At 36.0% G+C, this 19,108-nt stretch carries 18 protein-coding genes; 5 read left to right on the plus strand and 13 right to left on the minus strand.

All coding sequences use genetic code 11. The features are described from left to right. Window positions 1–8: 8 nt before the first annotated feature. Window positions 9–770: an aliphatic sulfonate ABC transporter permease SsuC gene (gene ssuC / locus KQI49_RS09940; protein WP_216488535.1), complete on the minus strand. Its 762-nt coding sequence runs from the start codon at window positions 768–770 to the stop codon at window positions 9–11. Window positions 771–802: 32 nt separating this feature from the next. Next, on the minus strand, window positions 803–1,762 hold the full coding sequence (locus KQI49_RS09945) for an aliphatic sulfonate ABC transporter substrate-binding protein (protein ID WP_216488537.1): 960 nt from the start codon (window positions 1,760–1,762) through the stop codon (window positions 803–805). Window positions 1,763–1,933: 171 nt separating this feature from the next. Between KQI49_RS09945 and KQI49_RS09950 the strand changes: the two genes are divergently transcribed. Both KQI49_RS09950 and KQI49_RS09955 read left to right on the plus strand, forming a co-directional pair. After that, window positions 1,934–2,413, plus strand: a complete 480-nt coding sequence (locus KQI49_RS09950; RefSeq protein WP_253286773.1) for a DUF3231 family protein — start codon at window positions 1,934–1,936, stop codon at window positions 2,411–2,413. A gap of 22 nt (window positions 2,414–2,435) precedes the next feature. Further along, window positions 2,436–3,671 carry an MFS transporter gene (locus KQI49_RS09955; RefSeq protein WP_216488539.1) on the plus strand — a complete coding sequence of 412 codons (1,236 nt, stop codon included), beginning with the start codon at window positions 2,436–2,438 and terminating at the stop codon, window positions 3,669–3,671. Between the two features lie 6 nt (window positions 3,672–3,677). Here the strand turns inward: KQI49_RS09955 and KQI49_RS09960 are convergent, their stop codons facing one another. Beyond that, entirely contained in the window at window positions 3,678–4,277 is a 600-nt protein-coding gene (locus tag KQI49_RS09960) for a YitT family protein (RefSeq protein ID WP_216488541.1), read from the minus strand. 232 nt (window positions 4,278–4,509) lie between these two features. Between KQI49_RS09960 and KQI49_RS09965 the strand changes: the two genes are divergently transcribed. Beyond that, the gene (locus KQI49_RS09965; protein WP_253286774.1) at window positions 4,510–4,665 is read left to right on the plus strand and encodes a Spo0E family sporulation regulatory protein-aspartic acid phosphatase; all 156 of its coding nucleotides are present in this window, start codon (window positions 4,510–4,512) and stop codon (window positions 4,663–4,665) included. Between the two features lie 127 nt (window positions 4,666–4,792). Here KQI49_RS09965 and KQI49_RS09970 read toward each other — a convergent pair whose 3' ends face one another. The 6 genes from KQI49_RS09970 to KQI49_RS09995 form a co-directional block, all read right to left on the minus strand. After that, complete coding sequence (locus tag KQI49_RS09970; RefSeq protein ID WP_216488543.1) at window positions 4,793–7,567, minus strand: UPF0182 family membrane protein; 2,775 nt, start codon at window positions 7,565–7,567, stop codon at window positions 4,793–4,795. A gap of 149 nt (window positions 7,568–7,716) precedes the next feature. After that, window positions 7,717–8,334 carry an alpha/beta hydrolase gene (locus tag KQI49_RS09975; RefSeq protein WP_216488545.1) on the minus strand — a complete coding sequence of 206 codons (618 nt, stop codon included), beginning with the start codon at window positions 8,332–8,334 and terminating at the stop codon, window positions 7,717–7,719. Between the two features lie 19 nt (window positions 8,335–8,353). Further along, window positions 8,354–9,340: a ring-cleaving dioxygenase gene (locus KQI49_RS09980; protein ID WP_216488546.1), complete on the minus strand. Its 987-nt coding sequence runs from the start codon at window positions 9,338–9,340 to the stop codon at window positions 8,354–8,356. A 27-nt stretch (window positions 9,341–9,367) separates the two neighbouring features. After that, entirely contained in the window at window positions 9,368–9,976 is a 609-nt protein-coding gene (locus KQI49_RS09985; protein WP_216488547.1) for a flavin reductase family protein, read from the minus strand. A 91-nt stretch (window positions 9,977–10,067) separates the two neighbouring features. Beyond that, a complete protein-coding gene (gene wrbA / locus KQI49_RS09990) occupies window positions 10,068–10,676 on the minus strand; it encodes an NAD(P)H:quinone oxidoreductase (protein WP_216488548.1) in 609 nt (202 codons plus the stop codon). Between the two features lie 280 nt (window positions 10,677–10,956). Next, entirely contained in the window at window positions 10,957–11,409 is a 453-nt protein-coding gene (locus tag KQI49_RS09995; protein ID WP_216488549.1) for a MarR family winged helix-turn-helix transcriptional regulator, read from the minus strand. A 554-nt stretch (window positions 11,410–11,963) separates the two neighbouring features. On the opposite strand from KQI49_RS09995, the gene KQI49_RS10000 reads away from it, so the two are divergent. Further along, window positions 11,964–12,551, plus strand: a complete 588-nt coding sequence (locus tag KQI49_RS10000) for a cell wall hydrolase (RefSeq protein ID WP_216488550.1) — start codon at window positions 11,964–11,966, stop codon at window positions 12,549–12,551. A 177-nt stretch (window positions 12,552–12,728) separates the two neighbouring features. Beyond that, entirely contained in the window at window positions 12,729–13,415 is a 687-nt protein-coding gene (locus KQI49_RS10005; RefSeq protein ID WP_216488551.1) for a peptidylprolyl isomerase, read from the plus strand. A gap of 238 nt (window positions 13,416–13,653) precedes the next feature. Here KQI49_RS10005 and KQI49_RS18605 read toward each other — a convergent pair whose 3' ends face one another. From KQI49_RS18605 to KQI49_RS10020, 4 genes are all read right to left on the minus strand, one after another. Continuing rightward, the gene (locus tag KQI49_RS18605; RefSeq protein WP_253286788.1) at window positions 13,654–15,426 is read right to left on the minus strand and encodes a carboxypeptidase regulatory-like domain-containing protein; all 1,773 of its coding nucleotides are present in this window, start codon (window positions 15,424–15,426) and stop codon (window positions 13,654–13,656) included. Continuing rightward, window positions 15,402–16,946, minus strand: a complete 1,545-nt coding sequence (locus tag KQI49_RS18610) for a S8 family serine peptidase (RefSeq protein WP_253286776.1) — start codon at window positions 16,944–16,946, stop codon at window positions 15,402–15,404. The genes KQI49_RS18605 and KQI49_RS18610 overlap by 25 nt, the downstream gene beginning before the upstream one ends. A 248-nt stretch (window positions 16,947–17,194) precedes the next feature. Beyond that, the gene (locus KQI49_RS10015; protein ID WP_216488552.1) at window positions 17,195–18,367 is read right to left on the minus strand and encodes a hydroxymethylglutaryl-CoA synthase; all 1,173 of its coding nucleotides are present in this window, start codon (window positions 18,365–18,367) and stop codon (window positions 17,195–17,197) included. A gap of 426 nt (window positions 18,368–18,793) precedes the next feature. Next, window positions 18,794–19,087, minus strand: coding sequence for a HesB/YadR/YfhF family protein (locus KQI49_RS10020; protein WP_216488554.1), 294 nt, complete (start codon window positions 19,085–19,087; stop codon window positions 18,794–18,796). Window positions 19,088–19,108 lie beyond the last annotated feature (21 nt).

A 19,108-nucleotide genomic window follows, 5' to 3' on the forward strand; every position in this document is an offset into this window, starting at 1 on the left:
CTCTCCTTCTACGTGTTCCATCTGAGATATCGCTCTTCAAAATACTTAGCAATGATGTCGGATATTTTACCTAATAAAGCATAAAGAACGATGCTAAGAACAATGATGTCCATTTGCATAAAATCTCGTGCATTCATTGCCATATAACCTATGCCAGCATGTGTCGATATGGTTTCAGCTACAATTAAAGTCAACCACATCACTCCAAGTGCATAGCGAATTCCAACTAAAATAGAAGACATTGCACTAGGAAAAACAACGTGAAAAAATAATGATTTTCCTTTTAAGCCGTAAGCGCGCCCCATCTCAATCAGTCCTTTATCAACAGACTTAATACCATGATAGGTATTAAGATAAACAGGAAATAACACACCGAGAGCCACTAAGAAAATTTTAGACATTTCGTCGATACCAAACCATAAAATGACGAGAGGAATCAAGGCTAAATGTGGAATGTTCCTCAACATTTGAACAGATGTGTCAAATAAAAGTTCAGAGAAACGGAATATTCCATTAAATAGCCCTAATAAAAATCCGATTCCTCCTCCTATTAGGAAGCCAATTAATGCCCGCCAAAGACTTGCGGAAAGATGAGTAAATAGTTCACCTGTTATCATAAGAGATATACCAGCTTGAAATACTGCTGAAGGTGCAGGTAATATTCTGTCTGGTATGATTCCCACCCAAGAGAATAATTGCCATAGAATTAATAATAAAACAGGGACAAGCCATGGTATTATTTTTTTGAATACGTTTCGATCCCGTTTCAAATTACCACCTCCTCAAAAATTCATCTCTCTCATTACTCCATAACATCACGTACATTTATTTCTTTAGGTATTATATTTAATTCATAAAAAGTATCTGCAATTTCTTGTTGTTCCTCAATTATCTCTTCCGTTATATCATCAACACCATATGTCCTTCTTTCCACTGCCATTTGAATGGATTCTTCATCGATATTTAAAATGGGAGCTAGCATAAGTATTAAATCGTCATGATTATTGTTTGCCCATTCAGATGACTCTGTTACCTCATTGATAATCATGTCAGCTATATCTGCATGGGCAACTGCAAACGATTCAGTCGCTATAAAGAAATCTCGGTCTGTCGATAAACCTTCACCATTTACAAGCATTTTCCCATCCGAATTAATTTCGGTTGAAGCGGTAAATGGATCCCAAACAACTATGGCATCGATATTTCCTTGTTCAAAAGCAACTCGCGCATCGCCTGGAGTTAAAAAAGCTGGGATAATATCCTCGTAATTAAGTCCGTCTTGTTCAAGTGCTTTGACTAATAAAAAATGTGAACTAGAACCTTTGGCAAAGCCAATTTCTTTTCCTTTTAAATCTTTTATTTGCTTTATATTTGAATTCTCTCGAACCAATATTCCACTACCATGAAATTTCGATTTCCCAGCTGCTAATATAACAAAAGAAGCTTCAGCTGCTTGTGCAAAGATTACTGGCGAATTTCCTGTTCGCCCTATATCAATACTACCTGCATTTAATGCCTCAACTAAGGCAGGACCTTCCTGAAATTCCTTCCATTCAACATCATATCCTCTTGACTCCAGTTTTTCATCAAGTGAGCCGAGGGACTTTACAATCACTAGAGGCCCATTCTTTTGATAACCAATACGAATCACGTTATCTTCTTTATCTTGCATAGCAGACGAAATCTCTTGGGAACTGCATCCGATTACGATTAACATCAACAAAGCTAAACTAGACCATAATAAAACTATTTTATGTCTCATATTTCCCACCTTATTTGCCCATAATAAACTTCTAAGTTAGCCTATGTATAAAATTTTGGTAGGTTCCTGTCCTTAAAAAATTCAAACATATTTTTATAAGCTATAGTAAATACTAAGAAAGTGAAAATTTTGCTGATATGCGGTGTATTGATCTAAAAAGGAGGATGAATATTGACTAAGGAACCTTATCATTCCGGTGAAGTTTATCATTTATGGAACTATCTATATGAAGCTAAAGAAATTATAGTCACAATACAAGTTGCACGTAATCACACTGAAGATAAAGATTTGAAACTTTTTCTTGACGATATGATGGAAAGCAATTTAACGGAGGAAGAGCAACAAGTGGAAGTTATATTGAAAGAGACAGGTATCAGGTTACCACCTGCACCACCAGACAAGCCTAATGTAGAAATTCAGGATATCCCTGCAGGGGCAAGGTTTAATGATTCAGAAATAGCGAGACTCGTTCAAAAAGAATTATTAGCAAGTCAACTTCAATGCAGTTACATCATAGGTATGTCAACACAAGAAAATATTAAAAATCTATTTGAAGAATTTCATTCCCAAAAAGCTGAATTTGAAATTAAACTCCTTACCATTACGAAAGATAAAGGTTGGTATACACCCCCACCAATTAATTTAAAATAACATGATTACAGGAGTGACTTAAATGGCAAAAAAAAGTCAAGGAATGGCCATTGCAGCCATTGGATCCATTCCGCTTATCATGACGTTGGGAAATTCTATGCTCATCCCAATACTTCCAGCAATGAAATCATCACTCGAACTTTCACAATTACAAGTCAGTTTTACCATTACTGTTTACTCGATTGCTGCTGCCATTTTCATACCAATTTTAGGCTATTTTTCCGATCGATTTTCGAGAAAAGTAATTATTATACCTTCACTCATATTAACAATTATTGGTGGAGTCATTGCTGGACTAGGGTCTTCAACATTAAACTCATATATCTGGTTACTCATCGGCAGAGTGGTCCAGGGTATAGGGGCAGCAGGGAGTGCTCCGATTGCCATGGCTTTAACAGGTGATCTTTTTAAAGGTGAGGAACAAAGTCGAGTGCTTGGCATTCTTGAATCTTCAAACGGACTTGGTAAAGTATTATCACCAATCTTTGGCTCACTCTTTGGCCTCATTGTATGGTACTCTGTTTTTTACGCTATTCCTATACTAAGCCTTATAGCTGTTATTTTGACCTGGATTTTCATTAAGGAAAAAGGGTATCGTGAAGCGCCACCTCCTTTTCGTAAGTATTTTCACGGTCTTTTAAACGTCTTTAAATTAGAAGGTAGATGGTTGTTTATTTGTTATTTAGCTGGTGGAGTATGTCTTTTTACGTTATTTGGTATTCTTTTCTTTTTATCTGACGTTTTAGAGGAAAAACATAAAATTGAGGGTGTCATCAAGGGTGTTATTTTGGCAATTCCACTGCTCGTTATGGTAACCACCGCTTATTTAACCGGCAGTAAAATTGGAAAAAATCTAGAAAAAATGAAACTTTGGATGCTAATAGGCTTTGGCCTTATGACTGCATCTTATATTTTATTAGCTTTTTTTGGAAAACTTATTCCTTTTCTAGCTATACTTAGTATCAGCAGTGTTGGTGCTGGTCTTATTTTACCTTGTGTAAACAGTCTAATAACAGGTTCAGTAGGAAAATCCAAACGAGGTTTTGTCACATCGTTGTATAATTCTGTTCGCTTTATTGGTGTTGCGATCGGTCCGCCTGTTTTTGCTCGTTTAATGGAGTGGTCGATAAAAGGGATGTTTTTATCACTTGCCACCTTGACATTAATCATTGGATTACTTGTCCTCCTGTTCATCAAGGTAAAAGGATTTGATGGAAAAGAAAATAAAGAAACAGTATTTCGTTATAATTATCTTTGAAGTTGTCTATCCAGTTGGAGAAGATGTACTGGTATGAAATCTAAATACAAAATCAATAACTGTAGTTGAGATCCATTGACTTAATAAGGCCAGGAAAAATATTTTCCAACTTATAATCGCCGCTGTCATCAGAAATATGGTACAATTGATAATAAGTAAGGGCTTTCCAGGTAAACTGCTTCTCGCCTTTGAAATCATAAAGGCCAATACTCCAACACCACCATTTGAAACGCCTACACGCATCAAAGTGCCAATGCCTGTCCCAAGAAAAATTGAACCAATCACCAAATCATAAAGTATATGTCTATTTAAGATCACTACATGACTTTCAAAAAAATGTATAGCAAAAGAAGTCATTGTAATACCAATGAACGTCCATAACGCGAATCTTTTCCCCAAATATTTAACGCCTAATAAGAGGAAAGAAAAGTTTACAACCCAAAGAGCGGGTCCCATTCTAATATTAAGCCAATAATTAATCAAAATGGCCATACCTCCCGCTCCCCCTGATGGTATGGCGTGAGGAAATAGAAAAACCCCCATACCAAACCCTTGGAAAATCGCACCGATTAATACTAATCCACCTTTAACAATTGTTCGTTTCATTGAGGACTCCTTCCGATAGCAAAGCTGTACAACCCTATTTATTAATGCTATTCTATTTAACAACATTTAATGAGCCATCAAGAGATAATACTTAAATTCATGGAAAATCCTAATAAATGCGGCATGATACTTATGATTTCATCAGTAATCAGGCAAAAGTGGCAAAGAGGAGGTTTAATACTTACCAAACAGGATACGGTACATTGTATAAAGAATCTGGAGGGTAAAAAACTTGAATGAACTAGAAGAAAAAATAGAACAGATTAGAGATAAAATGTATCAAGCATATAACGAACGCCAAGATGAAGACACGATTTTAAAAATATCGACTCAACTTGATCGATTACTGAATGAACAAAGGAGATTAACTACTAAAGTAAACAAATAAAAAAGGGAATTAATAATACGCTATAGAAAAATCCGAACAATATTTCGTGTCTTTTCAAAAGAGACTCGAATTTGTTCGGATTTTTTATATTGTAATTTAGAAAATCCTGTATTATTTTTTACTCGGTTTACTGTTGTTCCTCTAATCGCGCTTCAATCTCAGACATAATTTCGCCTGCCTCTTCCCAATCACCTTCAGATAGGGCGTCTCGATAAGCATCAAACAGCTCTGAAACTTCATCCAATAGCTCGTCAGCTCCTAAGATAGGATCTGGTGTTTCTTCTGTATCAGGTTCATCCTCTAATTCACTGTCTTCGGCTGCGTCTTTATCCTTATCTTCCTTGTCTTCAGTCTCTTCAGCTTTAAAATCCGAATCCACTTTAGACAAGATTTCTTCAAGAGCATTATCAAATGTATCTTCCATCACAATATTATCCTCATAGGCCATAATAACTTGTTTGACTTCAGGTAGAGATGTTTCATTGGAAGATTCAATATAGACAGGTTCAACGTACAATACTGTATCTTGGATCGGTATCGCAAGAAGGTTACCACGAATGACTTCGGACCCACCTTGTGACCAAAGATTCAATTGCTGTGAAATATAACTATCTTGGTTGATTCTATTCTCAATCTGTTGTGGCCCATAAATATTTTTCTGTTTAGGGAAGCGATAGACAAACATTTCCCCATAATTATCTCCATCATTACGTACACCCATCCAAGCAATCATATTTTGTCGCTTCTTCGGCGTATACGGCATCATGAGAATAAATTCTTCTTCATCGTATTCAGGTAATTTCATGGTGATATAGTACGGCTCCATTTCGATATCTTTGTTGAAGTACTTTTCTGTTGGAAATTGCCAGAAGTCTTCACGATTATAAAAGATTTCTAAGTTTGACATATGATAAGTCCCATACATGGATGCCTGTATTTCAAATAAATCAGTTGGATAACGGAAATGACTTTGAATATCTTCAGGTATATCCGATGTGAAAAGATCCGGGAAGATATTATCATATGTCTTCATTAATGGATCATCTGGATCAACAATATAATAGTCGACTTCACCCGTATAAGCGTCAATAGCAACTTTAACCGAATTCCGGATATAATTTTTTCTGCCATCAAATGCCTCTGAGTATGGATAATTTTCTGCTGACATATACGCATCTATTATCCATGCAAGTGAGCCGTCGTCTCTCACTATAATATAAGGGTCATCATCGTATTGTAGAAATGGAGCAATTTTTTTCACACGATCCATAATATTACGTGTTGCTAAAAACTGACTATCTTTTGTGATTTGATCTGAAACCAACATTCTAAAAGACTTCTCCTCTAATGCAAACAGGAAACGATTAATTCCTTTTAAAGGAATTCCTGACTCTGCTTCAAAGCGATGGGATTGATTTTCGTCACCTGTCGGATAATCAAATTCATCTACCTTTGAATTAACGATAACGTTTGGATAAGGCTCTTCCCCAAAATATATTTGTGGTCTTGTTACATCCACTGTTCCTTCAGGTGGAATATTTTTCACCATATATTCAGGCTGTCCTTGACTTGTTACCTGATTAACATGGCTCATTGCCACACCATATCCATGTGTATATCTTAAGGTACTATTTACCCAAGTTTTAGCTTGATCTGGTAAATCATCTGTACTCAATTCTCTTGCTCCAACAAACACTTGTTCATAATCGCCATCAATCTCATAACGATCGATATCCATATCATTAAACTTATAATATGTTCTAAAGGTTTGAAGTTGATTATAGATGTCTAGAAGTGGTCGTGAATCGTTTAATCTAACGTTATTTAATGTCAGTTCATTATCTTTTACCATGTCTTCATTCAACGTATGTTCACCGGGATGTTCCTCTTCTTTGATATCATCTAGACCATACGCTGATCTCGTATACTGGAGATTATGCTCTAAAAAAGGTTTCTCTCTAGAAAATTCATTTGGTGATACAATAAAGTTTTGTGTAACAATTGCTGCACCTTGCCCAACAATAACTAAAGCCACATAAACAACAATTGGAATAAGCATTGTTTTTAACTTGCCACGACTTAAACCAATAATTATCCAGATCGTTCCGATGATTGCAACTGCTGCTAAAATATAAGCCTTTGGAATATTGATAACCTTGTCAGTAAAACTCATGCCGTGCACAACACTTTGTTGGAAGAGATTCACTTGATTGGTTAGTAAGGTTTCATATGGTGCAAGTATATGAATGCCTGCTAAAAGGAGTCCAATAAAGCTAAGTGTAACTCCCATATGTAATTGAGCTGAGCGACTCATCCGATACATATTAAAAACAGAGTATGCCCCAACTTCGATTAATAAGAAAAAGACGCCTAAGCCCAGTAATACATAAAGAATGAATTTCACAAATGGCAAAATGAAAATATAGAATGATACGTCCATATTAAAATATGGGTCTTTTTCATTAAATGAGGCATGATTCAATAGTTTAAGTGTTGGCTCCCAACCAACTCCTTGGACAATTGAACTTCCTAAAAGTCCTAAAAACACAGAAATTGCAAGCATGATCAGCGTGCTTGATTTACGATACCGAATAATGGGTGGTACTCCCTCAGATCCTAAGTGCCCCATATAAGAAAAACGAATCCAAAATAAAGTGAAATAGGAAATGACGCTAAATATTAAAAAGCCAGCAACTCCTAAGTATACTTTGCTTGTAAAAATGGTTGTAAATACTTTTCCGAACCCAAGTGAGTCCATCCATATATAATTTGTCAGCCATTGAAATGTGATGAGACCAATGATGACAACAAACAGTAATACAGCAACAATAGTCCCTATTCGTTTACCGAACTTTTTTATCTTTTCGATTTGTTCGTGTGACAAATTTGTATTATTGTCCAAACTTTTCCCCCCTAAAATCTTTCAGACTTACAATCTATGATAACAGAAAATCGAATTGATTTCTTTCATTTTGTGAAGTCCTTACTTTAATTTATAGGGGGATTTTAAAAAAGTAGTTTATATTTAATAAAACTTCGTTTATTGGGATTTTACGCCCCATTAAACGTAGCTAAATACCAATCCTTGGCAGCAGCAACTTCCGACATTGTTAATTGGTGGCCTTTATTCTCCCAGTGTAAATGTACTTCTGCCTTGGCTTCTTCTAAGATAAATTTTAATTCCTCCGATTCTTGAGATGAACAAATAGGATCATTGGTACCTGCCGCAATAAAAATATTCTTATCCAATAAAACAGGAAGCTCTATTCCTCGTCTAGGAACCATGGGATGGTGTAAAATAGCCCCTTTAATCGCATCCTGATAATGAAACAACAAGCTTGCAGCAATATTAGCACCGTTTGAATATCCAATAGCTAATATGTTGTGACGATTAAACCCATATTTTTCAGCCGCTTTATCTAGAAATTCATATAACTCTTTTGTACGGAAAACCAGATCTTCTTCATCAAAAACACCTTCTGCCAACCTCTTGAAAAAGCGAGGCATACCATTTTCGAGAACATTCCCTCTTACACTCAAGATATTTACCTCAGGGTCTATTTTTTCAGCAATAGGGAGTAAATCGTGTTCTGTTCCCCCAGTTCCATGCAAAAGCACGAATGTCGGTTTTGATTGATCAGTTCCTTTTTGAAAGATATGTTTCATCACTTAATTTCTCCTTATCATGTTAGTTCTCATACTCTTTTTCAAAGTCTTTAGAACTTCTAACTGTATCAATAGGACGAACCAAATTTTCAATTTTTGCACGCTTTGATTCAAAAAATGGTGGTAAAGATAATTTTTCCCCTAATGTTTCATATGGTTCATCTCCCATAAACCCAGGACCATCTGTCGCAATTTCAAATAAAATTTGGGGAGCCACATTTGTATACAATGAGCCAAAATAATAACGTTCCACGTATCCAGAGTTAGGGAGATTAAATTCTTTTAGTTGTTCTATCCACTTATTCAGCGACTCACGGTCAGCAACACGAAAAGCAGCATGGTGAACAGTACCGTATCCTTGTCTTGCTTGTGGTAATTTATCATTAAATTCTACAATAACTTGTGCACCATTTCCTCCTTTTCCCGTTTCGAACAAATGAAAGGTACCTTCTTGAGCAATTTTTTTAAATAACAAGACTTTTTCCATCATTTCTTTGAAGTAATCAAGATGAGCGGTACGTACAAATACTGGTCCAAGACCGGTAATTGCATATTTCAGTGGTATCGGTCCCTTTTTCCATGGCGTTCCTGAAGCAACACCTTTATTATTTTCATCAGAAATCAACTGATAGTGTTGATCATCGAAATCAACAAATGATAACGTCTTTTTCCCAAATTGTTTTTTAATTTTTGTATGTTTGACGTCGAGACGTGTAAAACGTTTTGCCCAATAATCTAATGCTTCATCTGTCGGGACACGAAAAGATGTTTTTGAAATTTCATTGGTACCATGTTTACCTTTTGGGACACCTGGAAAATCAAAAAAAGTCATATCTGTCCCCGGATTCCCTGCGTCATCAGCAAAAAACAAATGATAGGTTTGTATATCGTCCTGATTAACTGTTTTTTTAACCAAGCGCATGCCTAATACATACGTGAAAAAGTCATATATTTTTTCTGCACTGCTTGTAATTGCAGTTATATGGTGAACACCTTTTAATTCATTCATGTTTCAAAACCTCCAATATCAATTTTTCTATTTTGGTCTTTCGATAGAAAATAGTTCTCCAATCTTTGCATAATCAGAACCTGCTAACCGGCTAATCGGACCAAGTAAATTGGGATTTATCTTTCCATCTTGATAGATTTCTTTATCAATGTGGAATCGAACGACCTTTCCGATTAAAAGATCAGATCCCACGGAATTATCTTCATCTAATTCCAGGGAATGTTTTAGGATACATTCAAAACGCACTTTAGATTCTCTAATACCTGGGACATTAACTCGTTCACTTTCAACAAGTGTTAAGTTTGTTTTTTGAATTTCACTTTCGTTAGGTGGCAGTGATGCTGCTGTAGCATTAATTTCATTAACGTTATATTCATCAACAATGTGTATGACATACTCTTTATTTTTCAATATATTTCTAGCTGTATCTTTAACAATCCCATTTCTTCGTTGAACAGAAATTGAAAGTAGCGGAGGATTGGATGAAACAACATTAAAGTAACTAAATGGTGCACCATTTACTGTTCCGTCTTCCGCCACAGTTGTTACAAACGCAATCGGCCTTGGAACTACACTCCCGATAAGTAACTTATAATTTTCACGTTCGGTATTATTTTCTGGATTAAAGGAAAACATGACATCCCCCTACTTTATTCATCTGAGTTTTTGATTTTGAGATTAATATAAAAACTGACTAGGTCAGTCCTAATCAGTTTTTATAAAAAATTTAATTTCCAACTATACGACCTGCAATATCCAGTGTTCGTTTAACTTGTACTTCAACGGCTGGCTTGACGTCTGGTGACATATTTCCTTCAGCATCTACAGTAACACTTGTACCATATGGATTCCCACCTGTTGTAAATAACACTGGATCAGAATATCCAGGAGGTACGACAATTGCTCCCCAATGCATCAATGAAGTATATAAAGAAAGAATACTTGCTTCTTGACCTCCATGATCGTTTTGAGCTGAAGACATAGCACTAACTACTTTATTAACTAAAGCTCCTTTAGCCCATAGTCCACCTTGCATATCAAGAAATTGTTTCATTTGTGAAGCCATACCACCAAAACGTGTTGCTGTACTGAAGATAATGGCATCTGCCCACTCAAGATCTTCTGATGTGGCTTCTTTAACAACATCTTTTGTTTCATTATGGTGTGCTTGCCAGGCAGGATTTGATGCAATTGCTGCATCTGGTGCAAGTTCACCAGCTTTCACTAATCTTACTTCAGCACCTTCTGCTTTAGCTGTTTCTTCAGCCCATTTAGCTAATGTATGGTTCGTTCCTGTTGCACTGTAGTAAACAATGGTTAATTTAACATTTGACATATTTTATTACTCCTTTTAAATTTATATTTCATTAACAGTTTTCCCTGATTTACAATTTTTAATTGAAATGTAAACTTTACGTACTGCTAACGCTATATTCCTAACTGTAAGTTGCTCCAGTTTCACATATTGTTGCATGATAGACGAAAAACTTAAACATACTCATTTCAAAATCTGTTTATAACAAAGATGAATAGTGAGATAATGCTCCTTTCTTTTTATCCTTAATTAATACATTACTAATTCGAGATATTTATATAAAAAAATTAAGTTATCTTTCTTAATTTTTTTGGGCATAATAACCTAATTTTTTTAGTTGATCGATCATTGATTCTTTTTCTTCGTAATTTAGTCCGCCCATAATATGGTCAATCGCTTTTTTATGTTCTGGAAAAATATCGTCCATCAATTGTTTACCTAATTCGGTCAAGGTTGCATAAGTAACCCTACGATCATTTGGACAAGCGCGTCGTTTTAAGTATTCTTTTGTTTCCAGTTTATCGACGACATAAGTCATACTGCTGCTCGCAAGTAGTACTTTTTGGCCGATTTTTTGTATCGGTTGATCACCTTTATTATATAGCAGCTCAAGAACCGCAAACTCTGATAAATTCAAGCCATGATTTTTTATATCTTTAATAACTTGCTTTTCAATCGATTGCAATGCCCTATTTAAAACAACAAATAATTTTAAAGAAAGATCACTATCTTGAGTGATTTTTTCAGAGTTCATTTATAACTCATCCTTCACAATAATATCTCGAATTCGAACTAATTATATAATATATAAAAAAAGATGTCAAGACTTTAACTTAATAATTTGCCCTTTATTAAACTTCAAGATCAATGCCATTTAACACTTGATTCCCAGAGTAATTCATTGTTAAGTCTCTTATAGATAACACCTTTTCACCGTATATAGTTATATACTCCTATGATTCAATGTTTTTACTAACATAACATTTTAGAAAAATACTGTCATTATTCTTTACATTAAAATTCAGTAGGGCATTATTAAATGAGCACGTGACACAAGAAAATCTACGTGAAGTATACGATAATTTTGTAATCTCTATGTAACAAACACATTACAATACACCCTATTATTTCCAATGCAACTATAATATTGAAATTAATAGTTCTGGAGTACTTTTCCAATTACTATCCTTTTCCCGTACTAGTATGTGAACAACCAAGGTGAAAATAAAAATCCAACATTTGTTAATGAAAAAGTATGTTACATCGATTACTATTTTAAAGTGAGCAAGAAAACTAGGAGGTTAACAAATGAATCGACTTAAAAAGCTTTCATTTTTATTTATATTTTCAATCAGTCTTTTTACGCTGCCGCTATCTACAGAAGCAGCTTCTTATACAGTAAAAAAAGGGGACTCCCTTTGGTCAATCGCCAATAAATTTGGAACAACCATTGATAATTTGCACATGGCTAATGGTCGCTTCATCCATACTTTGTATGCCGGTGAAGCAATTCAAGTACCTGATACAATATCAAAAACAGAAAAAGAACTACTCGCCAAACTCGTACATGCCGAAGCGAAAGGAGAACCTTATGCCGGAAAAGTAGCTGTCGCAACAGTGGTTCTTAACCGGGTCAAACATGAAGATTTTCCGAATTCTATTAAAGGTGTTATCTATGAAAAGGTCTCTGGCCACTATGCCTTCTCACCTGTTAAAGACGGTGCCATTAACCAAGAGTATAACGATGAAGATATGAAGGCAGTCAGCGAAGCTATTGCATACAAAGGGCAAGGAAATGGATCAATCTATTTTTACAACCCAAAAACAGCAACAAGTAAGTGGGTCTCTACACGGAAAGTGACCACTACAATAGGAAATCATGTTTTCGCAAAATAAGAATAAAAACCATGTCCAAAATTAATTAGGACATGGTTTTTGTTATGATGAGTTACTTAAGTTGAATACACTGTATAAGCAAAAAATGTATTAGTATGCTTTTAGAATAGTCTGTCCATAAAAAAAATGCTATACTATATCCAATTGACTTTTTCGACTTAGGAGGTTTGTGAAAAAATGTTCACAAAACATAGCAAGTTTTTTCTTATTGGTATGATTTTAATTCTTGCTGTATTAATTATTGGTTGCGGTACAGAAGATAAACAAGAAGCAGAAGAACAGGAGAATCAAACTGAAAACGAAAATGAGACGGAGCAAAACAATCAATCGGGACAATTAAATAAAGATGAAAATCCAGTTGTGACGATAACTATGGAAAATGAGGAACAAATTGTAATTGAACTATATCCCGATATCGCTCCCAATACTGTAAATAATTTTATTTCCCTCATTGAAAATGGCTTTTATGATGGACTTATCTTCCATCGTGTTATCCCTGACTTTATGATTCAAGGTGGCGATCCTGATGGTAACGGTACAGGAGGTCCAGGGTACGCAATCAAAGGAGAATTTAATTCCAATGACTTTGATAATGATTTAAAACATACTCGTGGTGTCATTTCAATGGCCCGTTCTCAAAGTCCTGATTCAGCTGGTTCGCAGTTTTTCATAATGGTCAGTGATTCACCTCATCTTGACGGCGACTATGCAGGGTTTGGAGAAGTTGTTGAAGGAATGGATACAGTTGATGACATTGTTTCAGTCGAGCGTAATGATCAAGATAAACCACTAGAAGATCAAGTGATGGAAAAAGTCGAAGTTGATACAAAAGGATTTGAGTATGACGAACCAGAAGTTGAATAAATGATTATACAAAATTATATGAACAAAAGCGCGGGGCACCCGTCTAGCAGCGTACGGACTGCGCCTCGCCAAGCGTGTTGAAGCTCATGAGCATCGGTTTTAATTGACCATTCATTACGTAGGAGATAAAGGAAACATGCCCCTGCAAAATGGAGCCTCAAAGCTTTCTTAGTTTCCTAAATAACAATGAAAAAGAGGTTGTTTTCTTTAGCAACCTCTTTTTCATTTACAAAATTATTTAATCAACATTAATATATAATTTTCCATTCGCTTTTTTATAGGTTTGGTTTCCATAATTATCTGTTACTTTTACTTCAATGACAGCTCCTTCGGCAACGGCTTGCTTACTAGCCGTCCAGTAACCAACATAATGACCATCAGACATCTCCATCAAGGGGAGTTCAGTTTGACTACTTATCAATGAATTGTAGCCAGTTAGTGGCATCTGAATCATAAATACCGCTCTTTGTCCTAGCTCGCTATCAAATTCTATTTTCACACTTTCCCCACTGTTTATGAAGACATCTTCACTGGGAGATAAATTTTTAATATTCGGCGAGTGATAATTGACATCAACTGTTACTGTTTCATTAGTGACATTACCAACTTTATCCTTAGCGACCACTTCTATTTCATTTTCTCCATTTTCTAATAACACTCTTTGAGAATAAGAATTTCCATTTATTTCAGCCTTTTGTCCATTTACTTCCACTGCATCAAGTTGCTTATCATGAACCGTACCTTCAACGATAATTGTTTCACGATTTATCTTTTCGCCATTTTTCGGAGTTTCAATTGTTAAATCTGGATTCTGATTATCAAGTATTACTGTGATAGTTTCAGATTCACCTGCATATGTGTCCTCAACATATGAAACAGCCTTTAATTGGTTTTCTCCTTGACCGAGTGCTAGTGTTGTATTAAATTCACCATTATCATTTACATTCACTTGTTCAATTTCCTCTTTATTATTAACGAGCTTTATCTCTGTATTTGGTGTCGCTGTCCCTTTTACAACTACTTCATCTTCCTTTGTCATATCTCCGTCTTGCGGTGATGTAATTATAGGCTGATCCACTTCATATTCAACTAGAGCTCGAATCATTTTATTTCCAGTGAGGAAGTTAGACTCCAATTGGTACCAATTTCCATGAAAATTTTCCCAACTGCGCTCTGTGAAAGGTCCGCTTTTATCTTGCTGTAACATTGGCGCGCCCCTGCCGTCTTCAATTTGCATGTAGGCAAGATAAAAATCATCTTCTACTACAATTCCTTCATTTCTTAAATCTACAATGGTCCATTCACCGTTTTTAATAGCGGTAGCATCAATTGGGCCAGCGATTCTTTCTCCAGGTGCACCACCCAATCCATTGGCATCGTATACCTCCACTTGAAAGGCCTCACCACCGCTTTTGGAAAATAAGAATTTGCCCCCTGTCACCATTGCCTTATCCTTCCCTTCAGGCAATGACATTCTGACGCCCCAGCCGCTACCCGCTTCATGGAACCGACTTCCACCATCACCCGTTCCATCGTCATAGATAAGTTCATCTTCCTCATAACTGTAAAACGGTTGGAGGGATAAATTTAAATTAGACGTTGTATCATCTACAGTCAGTCCAGTTTCTTTACCATGATACCCCTGCGCAGCTATTTTAAGTGTGTATTTCCCTTCATAGGCAGTCAGATTAAATTTTCCATGATCATCTGTTTTTATAGGGGTAACATTTGCGTCTTCTTTTAGCTGTAATGTCGCTCCCTCAATCACTTCCCCAGTCTGTTCATCAGTAAGTATTCCTTGTATTGTTCGCTCAGGAATAGGTTCTAAGTGAAAGTCTTGTGTGAGCGTCTCACCTTTTGCAAAAGTAAGTTTTTCTTCAATTGGATAATATCCATAACCCTCTGCTTCAACACCATATTCTCCAGCTGCATACTGAATCGAATATGATCCATCTCTGCTATCCGTATTGACAGAACGATCTTGTCCTATAATTCGAACCTCAGCCTGCAGAGGCTCTCCATCGTTAAAGCGTCTACTAGTCCATAACCATACCCATTATTTGGTGATGACTTATACTCCTCATCCGTTAGAGGAACGGTGGTCGATATTAAAATATCTTCCATCTCTCTGACTGTCAATGAATGATCCACTGAACGAAGTAATGCTGCCACTCCAGATACTGCCGGACCAGCCATGGATGTGCCGCTATTTTCTGCGTAATCTCCTCCTGGGACGGAAGAACGAATAACTTGGCCAGGAGCTGAAATATCTGGCTTGATTTCATCATAAGGTGATGGACCTCTTAATGAAAAATCCGCTACTTTATCTCTAATATCTGTCGCACCTGTTGCAAACGATTCAGGATAATTCGCAGGCGATACCACCGACCCAGAGCCACCAGAATTATCATTATCAACATTACCTGCTGAAAACTCTGGAAAAATATTTGCTTGTCGCCATTCCTTTACGACATCACGATACCATTCATCAAGCCCTGGACCACCACCCCAAGAGTTATTCACAATGTCAGGTGCCATGTCAATTCGGACATTACCCTCATCATCTGTTGGAGCTAAAATCCACTCAGCTGCAGCAAGTAAATCTTTATCCGTCCCTCCTTCATCTGTAAAAGCTTTAACTGCAATCCAAGAAGATTCTGGAGCAACCCCAATTTGATTAGTTCCATCTGACTCACTTCCAACCATCGTTCCAACAGTATGAGTACCATGTCCGATATCATCATAAGGTGCTGACTCATCTGCAGTTGCATCAAACCAACTAAATGTATGATCAACATCGCCTGTCTTAGAATTAAAGCCACGATATTTTTCTTTTATAGCGGGATGATCCCATTCCACCCCTGAATCAATACTTGCAATAACCACACCTTCCCCTGTTATACCTTTATCCCACACTTCTGGTGCTTTTACTTTTTCCACACTCCACTCAATATCCGCTCGCTCTGATTGTGGACGTTTGACCTGTTCACTTTGTTCAACGTCTGTAAATAATTCTCTATTTTCGTTCGGTAAAATTTTTTCAACTTCTGAAAAACTAGCAATTTCTTCAGCAACTTCTTTAGTAGCTGTGACAGCAAGACCATTAACAATAAAATAAGAATGAATATCTTTTACTTGGCTTGCGGCTTGTTTTTCAAGAAAATCTAAAACGTTTACTTGCTCGGTCAACGCCGTCTCTTTTAATTCAGAAATAACAGCGGAATGTTGCTGGCGTTGCAGCTGTTTACTAGATATTTTGTTTTTTTCAGCTGACTTTTTTACATCTTTAATAGCTTCCTCTGTATCCGCCTTCTCTTTAAATTTAACTAAAAACGTTATCTTATCTTCTTTATTGAATTGATCAATAACTCTACCGCTTAATTTGTTTGTTGTATTTTCATCAGAATCTCCTGATATTTCATGTTGTACTCTTCCTTCTTCAGCTAGAGTAACGGCTGGTAAAAATAGAGAAAACGCTAGCATGACAATAGCGATTATACTAAATAACTTTACATCTCTTTGTTTATTCAATCCCCTTCTCCTCTCACACTAAAGTAATTTACTAGATTGATAGCTTATTGAATTACTATAGCGTAAAGAGAATGTAATATATACCAATTTTCTGCAAAATATATTAATTTATCTAAAATGAGAGGATAGTCATAGCTAGTTATCAGTGAATTGACGTTATCTTATATAAGTGAAAAAACCCAAAACAGGACTTTTATATTAAAAAACACTTTACCCGCTCAAGCCTGCAAGTAAAGTGTATTACCACATTATTGTTTTTTATTAATATACTGACGCATATGACCCTTTATCCCAGCAACACATATTTCAGCTGGATCTTGACCGACATCTAACTCAACGGTTGATCCATCTATTGGCAGTGTCTTTAAAAACACTTCCTCATATTCAGAAACGGAGAGTTCTTTTCGAGAGGTTAGTAATTTTTCATGTGCTTCTTTTTGCAAGTAATCTTTAAAGCAAGGTTGCAGTATCCCACTGAAAAACTCACCAACTGCGCCTGATCCATAGCTATATAGACCAATTCGATCTCCAGATTCAAGGTTTGCTTGATGTTCTAATAATGAAAGTAAACTCAAGTAAAGTGAACCTGTATATATATTACCAACATTTTTATTATAAGTTTTGCTAATCTCAAAATTATCTAAGAGACGTTCTTGAGTTTCCTTAGAACCATCTTCTATAACTGTACGCAAAGCTTTTAAACCCATTTTTGTATATGGCAAGTGATAACATATCGCCGTAAAATCTTCTAGCCTTAGTTCAGTTTCTTTTTTATATTGCTGCCACACTTTTTGGAAAAAGTTGATGTATTGTTCATTGGAATATTTTCCATCAACAAACGCTTCTTCAGAGTAAGTCGGACGCCAAAAGTCCATAATATCTGCTGTTAAATAAGTACTTTTATCTTCAAGTGTCATAATTTTAGGGTTAGCACTAATAAGCATAGCAACCGCCCCTGCTCCTTGGGTTGCTTCTCCTGACGTCTGGAGCCCGTACCTTGCAATGTCAGAAGCGAGAACGAGAACTTTACTTTCGGGATTTAAAGCAATATGTCCTTTCGCTAACTGCAGAGCTGCCGTCGCCCCGTAACATGCTTGCTTCAATTCAACTGTTCGAGCTGACGAGTTAAGTCCTAGTAGGTGATGAACGTAGACACCAGCTGATTTTGAATGATCAATCCCAGATTCAGTACCGAACATAACTAAATCGATATCACTTTTATCATCGTCATTTAAAATTTTCAAGGCAGCGTTAGCCGCTAATGTGACAGGGTCTTGCGTAATCGGCGAAACAGCCATCTTTTCCTGACCGATACCAATGGTAAACTTTTCTGGTTCGACTTCACGATTAAGTGCAAGTTGATTCATATCTAAATATAAATTGGGAGTAAAAAAACCAATTTTATCTATTCCTATTTTCATCGTTATTTATCTCCTTTATTACACTGGACAACATTCATCTTAGGTACTCTGATTATAGCGTGATTTGATTCACATATAAATATAAACAAATTCAATCATAATACATTGAAATATAAAACTCAATTAAGAAACCAATCACTTAAGTGTATTGATGTACTTCAAATACTTAATTTGTAAATTCTCATATACTTTTTATAGACATCGGTTATATTGTTCTAGATGATACCCAATCAAAGGTTTTAAGTTAGAATATTGGCCTGGGGACAAATGGTTACTCACAATAATGTGAGTCTCAATATTATATGTATTAAGCTGATTGATCATAAGCATTTGTTCCTCTTCACGAAAAGCATTTAAGTGGATATGTGCATCAATGACTGGTAGCATCAATTCTCGCCTTTTATCGTTTTATGAAAAAGTGGACCTTTAATCAAATAAATAGTCCACTTCATTTTTCTCTTGTTCTTTGACAACTTTCATATTGAATTCATCAAGAAACCAAGAATCACGTTCATTAAAATAGAAAGTCACCCCTTCAACGACTCGTTTCACGGCCATATCACTTGATTCGCCTACTGAAATACCGAGAAAATAGTTTGGATGGGCGGTTGGTATTCCACCATATATTTTTACGAAAAATTGGATATAATCGCCTGATTCTATTCCCATTTCGTCTTTAAACCATTTTGCAGCTTCTTCACTAATTGAAAATTCCTTCATGACTAACACCTCTTTGTATGT

Origin of the sequence: Virgibacillus sp. MSJ-26 (genome assembly GCF_018918075.1) — a bacterium.
In the GTDB taxonomy this organism is placed as follows: Bacteria; Bacillota; Bacilli; order Bacillales; family Amphibacillaceae; genus MSJ-26.